The following is an 11925-nucleotide window of genomic DNA, read 5'->3' on the forward strand; positions in this document are numbered from 1 at the left end:
CACCGCCGCCGTTCCCCGGTGCCCGTCAAAGGCGCGTAGCGATCGGCGGCATCGGCGTGATGATCGCGTCACGGACTCCGCTACGGCGGGTGGTCCCGCCGTAGCGTCGGATTCGCCGCCAGAGCGGCGGCACGAACGGAAAGGATCGCCCCGACCATGGACGAGGCCCCGATAATCTACGCCGTTCCGGTGCGCGAACTGCCGGGACGGATGATGGGGACGGTACGGACCGGCCGGTCACCACAGGGTCAGCGAGTGGGCATCGCCTTCACCCGACCGGAGCTGCTGGTCGCCGCGATGGGCGCCGACCAGCCGTGGGAAGAGCTGTGCGAGTCCGCGTTGCGCGGCATGCTGCGCCCCCTCGGCATCGACCGGATCCAGGTCGACCCCCTGCTGGTGGCCCCGCCGCTCGACCCGAGCGTCGGCGACCGGGCGGCACCGACCGTTCCGGTCGGCACCGCACCCGGCGCCGGTCAGGCCCGGACGAAGCGGACCGCGTCGGCGACCACGTGGCCGTCGGTGTCCTCGGTACGGATCAGCACGCTCCCGTCGGTGCCCGCCATGAAGGGGTAGGTGCCCAGCGACACCCACTGACCGCCGGCCTGCCGCTGGTCCACGGTCCGGGTGGCCAACCCGCCGGAGTACGTGATGTCCACCGGCACGTTGGTCGCCCGGTTCTCGTGCGCCGTCCAGCGCAGCTGCACCGTCCACGACCCGGAGCTGGGCAACGTCGGGCGGAACCGCAGCCGGTTGACCCCCTTGCCGACGTTGCCGTCGTGCTCGTAGTCCGGGCCGTAGTAGCCGCCGATGCTGCTGCTGCGCAGCCACGTCCCGGCCCGGGTGATCCCGCTGGCCGCCGCGTTGTCCAGGATCACCTCGCCGGTCGACCCCCACTCCAGCACCGCGCCGTCCTGACGCAGCCGGGCCTGCAGGGTCGGCACGGACACCGCCTGCACGGCCAGGTTCCCGGCGAGCGCCAGCGACGCCGCGGTGGCCGCCGCCTGCCCGAGGATCATGAACACCGGCTCCATCCGGATCGACCCGTACGCGATGTGGCTCGCCGAGAGGCAGACCGGCACCAGCAGGTTGGCGCACTGGGCCTGGAGCGGAACGATCGAGCGGTAGCTCACCGGGTACGGCGCGGGAACCCCGATCTGCACGTCTCCCTCGTTGCGGACCCTGCCGTCGACCACCACCCGCTGGCAGTTGTGCGAATCCATCGTGTAGCTGGCCAGCCCCACCGAGTCGGTGACGCGTACCTGGCCCCGGCAGTCGTGCTCGGTCATCACGTACCCGGAGACCATCCGGCGAGCCTCGCGGATGTAGAGCAGTGGCGGCCAGCCGCCGGTGGTGGTGAACTCGTCGACCGGCAGCCCCCACCGCGCGGTCGAGTCGCGTACCGAGACCGGTAGCCGGGTGTCGTTGGCCAGGAACCACATCAGCCCCTGCTGGTAGCTGCGGTGCTCGGCGATGATGCTCTCCCGCGCGGCCCAGCTCGCCGTCGGGTACGCGTAGTTGAAGCCGATGTGATCGGTGGAGACCGCGCCGTTGTTGTTCGAGTCGGTCTTCCCACCGCCGATCGAGTGGGTGGTGAAGTACGGGCCGGTGTAGCCCGCCTGGATGTGCCGCAGCAGCAGCTCGTACTGCATCGGGTCGTAGCCCGACGGCCTGGCGAACGGGATCCGGTTGGCCGCCTGGGTCAGGCACATCCGGAAGCAGTACGCCTGGATCCGGTCGTCACCGCTGCCCTGCGGCGCGAGTGGGGTCGCGGAGATCCCTGGCAGCAGGCCACTGCCGGGCGAGCCGGCGGTAACGTACGGGTCGACCGGGTAGGCGAACTGGTGGGTGTTGCGGGACTGCACCCCGTTGATCGTCTCGCCGTAGGTGTCGTTGGACTCCCGGCCGACGGTGAACCCCACCCCGGCCATCGCCAGCAGGTCACCCTCGTAGGTCGCGTCGACGAACACCCCGCCCCGGTAGATCGAGCCGTCCTCGGTACGCAGCTCGGTGATGCGGTTTCCGCTGCGGCCGAGGCCGGCGAGGCGGGCGTTGCTGATCACCGGCACGCCCGCCTCGGCCAGCAGGTCGGCGAAGACGGCGGCGGCGACGTGTGGCTCGAAGGTCATCCGCAGTGGCGAGGTCGGCGTGAGGGTCCCGCCGTGGTACTTCACGTACACCCGGCGGTAGAACTCGGCGGCCAGACCGCCGATGGACGCCTGGACGCCGGTGTCGGTGGCGCCCAGCCCGGCGGTGCTCAACCCGCCGACGTGGCTGGTCGGCTCCAGTACGACGGCGGTCCGCCCGAGACGACGCATGGTGATCGCGGCGGCCAGCCCACCGGAGGTGGCGCCGTAGACGACCAGGTCGGCGGTGGTGACGGCGGCCCGTGCGGGGCCGGCCCGGAACGGGTCGGCGAGACCGGCCAGGACGAGGCCGGAACCGCCGGCGGTCAGCAGGCGACGGCGGGACAGGGGCAGGGACACGGCGACTCCCCAGGGGTAACCGGAACGGGACGGTTACAGAGGCACGCCGCTGCGACTGCGAACGAAATTCTTCAATCTCCGTCGGCGGGTGTCAACCGGGGAGCCGTGCCGATGATCGGGTCCGGCGGATCGGTCGCGTCAAAGGCGCGTACCTGATGGCGGCTTCGCCGTGACGATCGCGTAGCGAAACGCTCACGAGCGCGCCGGTCGACGTAGCGTCGGATCCGCCGCCCCCGGTCGACCCGGGCCCGTATCCGCGGAGGTCTCCAGATGCTGTCCCCGGTCACCGTGCTGCCGACGACGCCGCGCCGCTCGTCGGCCGCTGCCGAACCCGATCCGCAGGTCATCACGGTCGAGATCTCCATCGTGATCAGATCCGGTGTGGCCGCCACGGAGCAGGTGGCCGAGTTCACCGAACGGCTCTCGGCGCTCGCCGCTGGCGTGCTCCACCAGGAGTGCGGTCCGGCCAACTGGAGCGACGCGTCCTTCGGCGACGACGCCGCCGCACCGCGCCGGTTGGTGACCGCCCCGCAGCCGGCCCGGCCCGAGCTGCTGCTGCGACCGGTACGCCGGACCGCCCAACTCCGTGGCGAGCCGGTGACGTTCACCCGGCGCGAGTACGACCTGCTGCTCCACCTGGCCCGCCACCCGCACCAGGTGCTCACCCGGGGACAACTGCTACGCGAGGTCTGGGGCTACGAGATGTGCCGGGGTGCGCGGACTGTCGACGTGCACGTGCGTCGGCTCCGGGAAAAGCTGGCCGGACGTGGTCCGGTCATCACCACCGTGCACGGCGTCGGCTACCGGCTGGACGAGACCGAGCGGCTCCGAGTCGCCGCGGACTGAGGGGGTCGCCGCGGACTGACCAGGTCGGACACGTTCGCTCAGGGGCGGTAGCGGTAGCCCATCCCGGGTTCGGTGATCAGGTGCCGGGGGCGGGCCGGGTCGTCCTCCAGCTTGCGTCGCAGCTGGGCCAGGTACTGCCGCAGGTAGTTGGTCTCGTTCTGATACTCCGGCCCCCACACGTCCTGCAGGAGCTGGCGCTGGCTGACCAGCTTGCCGGGGTGGCGCAGCAGCTTCTCCAGCACGCTCCACTGGGTCGGGGTCAACTTGACCTCGGTGCCGTCGTCCCGCCGCACGCTGTGGTCGGCCAGGTCGACGGTGTGCTGGCCGATCCGCAGCGCGGCCACCGCCTCACTGGGGGCGCCCAGCCGCCGGGTCACCGCGCGGATCCGGGCCAGCAGCTCCTCCACCCCGAACGGCTTGGTGACGTAGTCGTCCGCGCCGGCGTCGAGCGCGGCGACCTTGTCCTCGCTGCCGGCCCGGCCGGAGAGCACGATGATCGGCACGGCGGTCCAGCCACGCAGGCCACGGATCACCTCCACCCCGTCGATGTCGGGCAGGCCGAGGTCGAGCACCACCAGGTCGGGCGGATGACTGGCAGCGGCCTTCAGCGCGCCGGCACCGGTGTCGGCGACGTCCACGTCGTACCGGCGGGCGCGCAGGTTGATCCGCAGAGCACGCAGGATCTGCGGTTCGTCGTCGACGACCAGGATGCGCGTCATTCCTGCGGCCCCTCCGAGCTGGTCTGCGCGGCGGCGGGCAGCCGCAGCACCATGGTGAGCCCTCCACCGGGGGTGGTCTCCGGGGTGATGCTGCCACCCATCGCCTCGGCCAGACCTCGGGACAGCGCGAGACCGAGGCCGACACCGGTCTGGTTGTCCCGGTCGCCGAGTCGCTGGAACGGCAGGAAGACATGCTCCCACTGGTCCTCGGGGATGCCCGGCCCACGGTCGATGACCCGCAGCTCGACCTGACCGGCGTGCGTGCTCGCCGTGATGGTCGGCGGCTGCCCGGGTGGGCTGTAGCGCAGCGCGTTGGCGATGACGTTGACCAGTACCCGTTCCAGCAGGCCGGGGTCCGCGGTGGCCTCGGGCAGGTCGGCCGGGATGTCGGTACCGACGGTGGCGGCGGGCGGCCCGAGTTCGTCCAGCGCCCGGGGTACGACGTCCTCCAGGCCGATCGCGGTCGCCGTGATGCCGAGGACACCGGCCTGGAGCCGACTCATGTCCAGCAGGTTGCCGACCAGTCGCGCGAGCCGGTCCAACGACTCCTCGGCCGTCTCCAGCAACTCCTCACGATCCTGCTCGTCGAACTCGATGTCTTGGCTGCGCAGGCTGGTCACCGCCGCCTTCGCCGAGGCCAACGGCGTACGCAGATCGTGGCTGACCGCGGCGAGCAGCGCGGTACGCATCCGGTCCGCCGCGGCGAGCGGCCGGGCCGTGGCCGCCTCCTCGGCGAGCCGTTCCTGGCGCAGCGCGACGGCGGCCTGGGCGGCGAACGCCTCGACGATCCGCCGGTCGGCCGCCTCCAGTCGCCGGCCACTGAGCACGACAGTGATCCGCTCGTCCACCGGCACCGCGGTCTCGCCGTCGTCGGGCGTGCAGGCCGGCCGGTCGCCGACGCTGGCCACCACGCACCAGGCGTGCTCCTCCCGGGCTCGGGCCGGCCGCCCACTGGCCTCTTCGGCCAACTCCAGCACGCTCACCGCGCGCAGCCCGAAGGTCTCCCGGAGCTGGTCGAGCAGCGCCGGCAGCGGCCGTTCGCCGCGCAACACGCCGCCAGCGACGGCGGCGAGGGTCTGCGCGTCGGCGGCGGCGCGAGCGGCCTCCCGGGTACGCCGGGCCGCCACGTCGACGACCCAGCTCACCGCGACGGCCACTCCGACGAAGACGGCCAGGGCGAGCAGGTTGTCCAACTCGGCGATGGTCAACGTGTGGTGTGGCGGGGTGAAGAACCAGTTGAGCAGCAGCGACCCGCCGAGTGCGGCGACCAGGGCCGGCCACAGCCCGCCGACCAGCGCGACCCCGACCACTCCCGCGAGGAACAGCAGGATGTCGCTGGTCAGGGTCAGATCGGGCGCCGTCAGCAGCAACAGGGTCAGCAGCGGCATACCGAACCCGGCCAGGGCGAAGCCGAGCAGTCGGCGACGCCGGGATAGCGCCGCGGGCATCGCCACCCGCCGGCCCCGCCCGGCCTCGGTGTGGTTGACCAGGTGCACGTCGATCGCACCGGACAGCGCGGTGGTGGTCACCCCGACGCCACGGGCGAAGATCTGCGCGAAGCGCCCCCGCCGGCTGGCGCCGAGCACCAACTGGGTGGCGTTCACGCCACGGGCGAAGTCCAGCAGCGCGGCCGGCACGTCCGTACCGAGCACCTGGTGGTAGGTGCCGCCGAGGCTCTCCACCAGCACCCGCTGACGGGCCAGTTGCGCCGGGTCCGCGCCGGCCAGCCCGTCGCTGCGAGCGACGTGCACGGCGAGCAGGTCGGCACCCTTGCTGCGGGCGGCGACCCGCGCGGCCCGGCGGATCAGCGTCTCGCCCTCCGGGCCACCGGTCAGCGCCACCACGACCCGCTCCCGGGCCTCCCAGGTAGCGGCGATGCCCTGTTGGCTGCGGTACCGGTCGAGCTGTTCGTCGACCTTGTCCGCCAGCCAGAGCAGCGCCAACTCGCGCAGCGCGGTGAGGTTGCCGACCCGGAAGTAGTTGCCCAGCGCGGCATCGATCTTGTCAGGGCGGTAGATGTTGCCGTGGGCCATCCGCCGACGCAGCGCCTCGGGGGTCATGTCGACCAGCTCGACCTGCTCGGCGGCGCGGACGATCTCGTCCGGCACGGTCTCCCGCTGCGTGGTGCCGGTGATCTGCGCGACGACGTCGTTGACCGACTCGAGGTGCTGCACGTTGACCGTGGAGAGCACGTCGATGCCCGCGTCGAGCAACTCCTGGACGTCCTGCCAGCGCTTGTCGTGTCGCGATCCCGGCACGTTGGTGTGCGCCAGCTCGTCGACCACCGCGATCTCCGGCCGACGGGCCAGCACCGCGTCCAGGTCCATCTCGGTGAACTCGGCACCCCGGTAACTCACCGTGCGGCGGGGGACCTGCTCCAGGTCACCGAGCATCGCCGCGGTGTGCTGGCGGCCGTGGGTCTCCACGAAGCCGATCACCACGTCGGTGCCGCGCGCAGCGCGCCGCTGGGCCTCCTCCAACATGGCGTACGTCTTGCCGACGCCGGGGGCGGCTCCGAGATAGATGCGCAGTTCTCCGCGTGACACGGAAACATCCTTCCTGGTCGGCGAAAGGAAGGGCCCCTTCTTAACGCCTGGTGCGGGTAAAGGGGCCCTTCCTAACCGATCAGCGCTTCGGGAACTGCTTGTCCAGCGCGAGGTTCAGCTCCAGCACGTTGACCCCCGGCTCGCCCATGAAGCCGAGCCCTCGTCCGATGGTGTGCTCGTTCACCAGCCGACGGACCGCCGCCGGGTCCGCGCCGCGTTCACGCGCGACCCGGTTGACCTGCAGCTCGGCGTACGCCGGGCTGATCTGCGGGTCGAGACCGCTACCGCTGGCGGTGACCGCGTCGGCCGGCACGGCCGGGTCGGCGGGGGCGTCGCCACGGATCGGGGTGACCACCCCACCGGCGGCGACGTAGTCCTCGTCGGCCTTGGCCAGCTCCACCGGCACGCCCTGGTAGGAAGCGACGAACGGGGTGGCCGGGGCGACCTGGTTGACGCTGACCACCCGGGTGACCGGGCCGGTCAGCCCGTCGGCGCGGAACACCGCGAGCACGGCGCCCACCCCGTCGGTGGTGCAGAAGGGCCGTCGGCCGTCGACGCCGTCCAACTCGCCGACCGCCTTGCTGCGCCCACAGACCTGGGTGAGCAGGCTCTCGCTGGACTCCTCCGGGTCGCTGGCGATGGTGTCCACCACGCTCTCCGGGCCCAGGTTGCTGGCCGAGGTGGAGGTCGGGTCGTAGCCGTCGCCGGCTGCGGACGGCCGGGACTGGAAGTACTGCGGGACGGCGTTGCCGTCGGCGTCGGTGAAGAGCTGACCGATCAGCGAGCTGCCGACCGTCGTCCCGCCCGCGTTGACGAGCGAACCATCGGCCTTGTCGTTCAGGCCGGGCAGCTTGCCGACGGCGACCAGGGCCAGCGGGTAGACCAGCCCGAGCAGCACCGTGAAGACGAGTACGGCACGCAGGGCGGCGAGGTGTTGGGCGAGCCAGTTGGGTAGGCGCATCACGAAATCCCCGGGATGAACTGGATGAGCAGGTCGATGAGCTTGATCCCGATGAACGGGACGATGATGCCACCCAGTCCGTACACCAGCAGGTTGCGGCTGAGCAGCTTCGACGCGGCGGCCGGCCGGTACCGCACGCCGCGCAGGGCGAGCGGGATCAGCGCGATGATCACCAGGGCGTTGAAGATGACCGCGGACAGGATCGCCGATTCCGGGCTGGCCAGCCGCATGATGTTCAGCGCGTCCAGGCTCGGGTAGAGGCCGGCGAACATGGCCGGAATGATCGCGAAGTACTTCGCGATGTCGTTGGAGATGCTGAACGTGGTCAGCGCACCACGGGTGATCAGCAACTGCTTGCCGATCTCCACGATCTCGATCAGCTTGGTCGGGTCGGAGTCGAGGTCGACCATGTTGCCGGCCTCCTTGGCGGCCGACGTACCGGTGTTCATCGCCACCCCGACGTCGGCCTGAGCGAGCGCCGGAGCGTCGTTCGTACCGTCACCGGTCATCGCGACCAGCCGGCCGCCCTCCTGCTCCTTCTTGATCAGCGCGAGCTTGTCCTCGGGCGTCGCCTCGGCCAGGAAGTCGTCCACGCCGGCCTCGTCCGCGATCGCCTTGGCGGTACGCGGGTTGTCGCCGGTGATCATCACGGTCCGGATGCCCATTCGGCGCATCTCGTCGAACCGCTCCCGCATGCCGGACTTGACGACGTCCTTGAGGTGGATGACGCCCAGTGCGCGGGCCGGCTCACCGTCGACGTGCTCGGCGACGACCAGCGGCGTACCGCCGGTGCCGCTGATCGCGTCCACGATCTCGCCGACCTGCTCGGTCGGGTGCCCGCCGTTCTCGCGGACCCACTTCATCACGGCCGCGGCGGCGCCCTTGCGGACCCTGCGACCCGAACCGGCCGCTCCCGCGTCCACGCTGGCGTCCGGTGCCATGTCGACGCCGCTCATCCGCGTCTGCGCGGTGAACGGTACGAACGTGGCGTGCGGCATCACGCCCGGCTCGCGCTCACGCAGGCCGAACTCGTTCTTCGCCAGGACCACCACCGAGCGACCCTCGGGCGTTTCGTCGGCGAGGCTGGACAGCTGCGCGGCGTCGGCCAGGGTCGCGGCCGTCACCCCTTCGACGGGTACGAACTCGGCCGCCTGCCGGTTGCCCAGCGTGATGGTGCCGGTCTTGTCCAGCAGCAGGGTGTTGACGTCGCCGGCCGCCTCGACGGCCCGGCCGCTCATGGCGAGCACGTTGCGCTGCACGAGCCGATCCATGCCGGCGATGCCGATGGCCGAGAGCAGGGCGCCGATGGTGGTGGGGATCAGGCAGACCAGCAGCGAGATCAACACCACCCCGGTGACACCCGAGTCGGTGATCGCGCCGCTGTTCGGCGCGGCCGCCTGGAACGCCTTGGAGAAGATGGCCAACGGCTGGAGAGTGACCACGGCCAGCAGGAAGATGACCGTGAGCGCGGCGAGCAGGATGTTCAGCGCGATCTCGTTCGGCGTCTTCTGCCGGTTGGCCCCCTCGACCAGGGCGATCATCCGGTCGATGAAGCTCTCTCCCGGCTTCTGGGTGATCTTCACGATGATCTGGTCGGAGAGCACCTTGGTGCCACCGGTGACCGCGCTGCGGTCGCCGCCGGACTCCCGGATGACCGGGGCCGACTCACCGGTGATGGCCGACTCGTCGACGCTGGCGATGCCCTCGACGATGTCGCCGTCACCGGGGATGATGCCGCCCGCCTCGACCAGCACGATGTCGCCCTGGCGCAGCTGCGGTGCGGGCACCGCCTCGTCCCGGTAGGCGTTCGCCCGGGCACCGGGCGTCCAGTCGATCAGCCGGGTGGCGATGGTGTCCTTCTTCGCCTGCCGCAGCGCGGCGGCCTGAGCCTTGCCCCGGCCCTCGGCGACCGCCTCCGCCAGGTTGGCGAAGAGCACGGTCAACCAGAGCCAGACGGTGATCGCCCAGGCGAACACCGACGGGTCGGTCACCGCCAGGATCGTGGTGAAGGCCGCGCCGACTTCCACGATCAGCATCACCGGGTTGCGCCACAGCGTGCCCGGGTTGAGCTTGCGCAGGGCGTCCGGCAGGGACCGGAGCAGCTGCTTCGGGTCGAGCAGTCCCCCGCCGACCCGGTTGCCCTGGGTGGCCGGGGTGCCGGGCGTCGGTTGCTCGCCGGTCCCGGATGTCACAGAGGTGACGGACATGTCCTCGTTCCTCATGATGGTCACAGCCCCTCAGCCAGCGGGCCGAGCGCGAGTGCGGGCAGGAAGGTCAGCGCGACGAGGATCACCGTGACGCCGACGACCATGCCGATGAACAGCGGTCGGTGGGTCGGCAGGGTGCCCTCGGACGCGGGGGTGGGCGCCTGGCGGGCCAACGATCCGGCCAGCCCGAGCACGAAGATGATCGGAAGGAAGCGGCCGAACAGCATGCACAACCCGAGCGCCGTGTCCCACCAGGTCGTGTTGACCGTGATGCCGGCGAAGGCGGAACCGTTGTTGTTGCTGGCCGAGGTGAACGCGTAGAGCACCTCGGAGAGGCCGTGCGGACCGACGTTGAGCGCGGTGGAGTTGTTGCCGGTGGCGAACGCGGCCGCCGTACCGATCAGCACCAGGATCGGCGTGATCAGGAAGTACAGCGAGGCGAACTTGATCTCCCGCGCGCCGATCTTCTTACCCAGGTACTCCGGGGTGCGACCGACCATCAGGCCGGCCACGAAGACCGTGATCACCGCGAGGATGAGCAGGCCGTAGAGACCGGAACCGGTACCACCGGGCGCGACCTCACCGAGCATCATGTTGAACATGGTCATCATGCCGCCGAGCGAGGTGAACGAGTCGTGGAACGAGTTCACCGCGCCGGTCGAGGTCAGCGTGGTCGCCGCGGCGAAGGTCGCCGAGTTCGACACGTCGAACCGGACCTCCTTGCCCTCCAGCGCCGCACCGACCGCCTGCGGCACGGTGCCGTGCCCGGTCAGCTCGAAGATGTTGGTGATGGCCACGCTCGCGAACGCGAGGATCCCCATCACCGCCGCGATGGCGTAACCCTGGCGGTTCTGCCCGACCATCCGGCCGAAGACCCGGGGCAGGCTGAACGGGATCAGGAAGATCAGGAAGATCTGGAGCCAGTTCGTCCAGGTGGTGGGGTTCTCGAACGGGTGCGCGCTGTTGACGTTGTAGAAGCCGCCACCGTTGGTGCCCAGCTCCTTGATCACTTCCTGGCTGGCCACCGGGCCACCGGTGATCGTCTGGGTGCCGCCGGTCAGCGTGGTCACGTCGGTGCCGGCGGAGAGGTTCTGCACCACTCCACCGATCATCAGCGCGATCGCGCCGAGCACCGCGATCGGCACCAGGATGCGCAGCGTGATCCGGGTCAGATCGACCCAGAAGTTGCCGAGCTGCCCGGTGCGGCTGCGGGCGAACCCGCGTACCAGCGCGACCGCCACCGCGATGCCGACCGCCGCCGAGACGAAGTTCTGCACCGCCAGCCCGGCCATCTGCACCAGGTGGCCCATCGTCGACTCACCCGAGTACGACTGCCAGTTGGTGTTGGTCACGAACGACACGGCGGTGTTCCACGCGCCGTGCGGCACCACCGGGTCGAAGCCCAGCGACAGCCACAGGTGGTTCTGCACCCGCTGGAACAGGTACAGGAACAGGATCGAGATCGCCGAGAACGCCAGCACGCTGCGGGCGTACACGCCCCAGGTCTGCTCAGCGGCCGGGTTGACCCCGACCAGGCGGTAGATGCCCCGCTCGACCCGGGACTGCCGGGTGCCGGAGACCGCCCGGAACATGTAGTCGCCGAACGGCTTGTAAACGGCGACCAGGGCCGCCACCAGCGTCAGCACGAAGATGACGCCCGCTGTTGTCATGGTCATCAGAAGCGCTCCGGGAACAACAGGGCGAACACCAGGAACGCACCCAGGACGATGGCGAGCACCAGACCGACGGTGTTGACCGCGCTCACAGCTTCTCCACCGCCCGGACCACCAGGGCGAGCACTGCGAACAGCGCCACCGTCAGGACCACGAACACCACGTCAGACACGCTGACTCCTCAGACCGGAAAGGTTCGTCGCGACCGCCTTCCGGTCGCGCCGGGCAATCAAAGCCCCTCATCGGCCCGATGGCAGGGGTCATAACGCGACCATGACGGAGGCGCACCGTTTCTTGACGCGCTTTTCACACCCGCCCCCTGAACAGGTGAAATCCGGCACCAACCCTCGGCACAAGCAAGCCCCGCCCACCCCATCCCCGCGCTGTCAGACATGGGCGCGACACCCCCGCCCCGCGTCGATCTAGGGCAAATCACTGCTCAGGGAGATCGACTAACGGTGATATGCCCTAGATCGACGCCGGATAGAGG

At 70.5% G+C, this 11925-nt stretch carries 9 protein-coding genes; 2 read left to right on the top strand and 7 right to left on the bottom strand.

The annotated features are described in order from the left end of the window. The first annotated feature begins 156 nt into the window (after positions 1 to 156). A complete protein-coding gene (locus ACFQGL_RS11240; RefSeq protein ID WP_377509500.1) occupies positions 157 to 573 on the top strand; it encodes an SAV_915 family protein in 417 nt (138 codons plus the stop codon). Here the strand turns inward: ACFQGL_RS11240 and ACFQGL_RS11245 are convergent. Continuing rightward, entirely contained in the window at positions 474 to 2483 is a 2010-nt protein-coding gene (locus tag ACFQGL_RS11245; RefSeq protein WP_377509503.1) for an FAD-dependent oxidoreductase, read from the bottom strand. The genes ACFQGL_RS11240 and ACFQGL_RS11245 overlap by 100 nt on opposite strands. Before the next feature lie 270 nt (positions 2484 to 2753). On the opposite strand from ACFQGL_RS11245, the gene ACFQGL_RS11250 reads away from it, so the two are divergent. Then, positions 2754 to 3329 carry a winged helix-turn-helix domain-containing protein gene (locus ACFQGL_RS11250; protein ID WP_377509506.1) on the top strand — a complete coding sequence of 192 codons (576 nt, stop codon included), beginning with the start codon at positions 2754 to 2756 and terminating at the stop codon, positions 3327 to 3329. 38 nt (positions 3330 to 3367) lie between these two features. Here the strand turns inward: ACFQGL_RS11250 and ACFQGL_RS11255 are convergent, their stop codons facing one another. From ACFQGL_RS11255 to kdpF, 6 genes are all read right to left on the bottom strand, one after another. Beyond that, a complete protein-coding gene (locus ACFQGL_RS11255) occupies positions 3368 to 4048 on the bottom strand; it encodes a response regulator (protein ID WP_377509508.1) in 681 nt (226 codons plus the stop codon). Further along, positions 4045 to 6594 (bottom strand): sensor histidine kinase, encoded by a 2550-nt coding sequence (locus ACFQGL_RS11260; RefSeq protein ID WP_377509510.1) that lies wholly within the window; start codon positions 6592 to 6594, stop codon positions 4045 to 4047. Before ACFQGL_RS11260 ends, ACFQGL_RS11255 begins: the two co-directional genes overlap by 4 nt. Positions 6595 to 6673: 79 nt before the next feature. Further along, complete coding sequence (locus ACFQGL_RS11265; RefSeq protein ID WP_377509512.1) at positions 6674 to 7555, bottom strand: potassium-transporting ATPase subunit C; 882 nt, start codon at positions 7553 to 7555, stop codon at positions 6674 to 6676. After that, positions 7555 to 9762, bottom strand: a complete 2208-nt coding sequence (gene kdpB, locus ACFQGL_RS11270; RefSeq protein ID WP_377509515.1) for a potassium-transporting ATPase subunit KdpB — start codon at positions 9760 to 9762, stop codon at positions 7555 to 7557. The genes ACFQGL_RS11265 and kdpB overlap by 1 nt, the downstream gene beginning before the upstream one ends. A gap of 20 nt (positions 9763 to 9782) precedes the next feature. Then, entirely contained in the window at positions 9783 to 11438 is a 1656-nt protein-coding gene (gene kdpA, locus ACFQGL_RS11275) for a potassium-transporting ATPase subunit KdpA (RefSeq protein WP_377509519.1), read from the bottom strand. Continuing rightward, positions 11438 to 11527: a K(+)-transporting ATPase subunit F gene (gene kdpF, locus ACFQGL_RS11280; RefSeq protein ID WP_377509522.1), complete on the bottom strand. Its 90-nt coding sequence runs from the start codon at positions 11525 to 11527 to the stop codon at positions 11438 to 11440. Before kdpF ends, kdpA begins: the two co-directional genes overlap by 1 nt. Between the last annotated feature and the right edge of the window lie 398 nt (positions 11528 to 11925).

Source organism: Micromonospora vulcania (genome assembly GCF_042658605.1).
GTDB classification, from domain to species: domain Bacteria; phylum Actinomycetota; class Actinomycetes; order Mycobacteriales; family Micromonosporaceae; genus Micromonospora; species Micromonospora vulcania.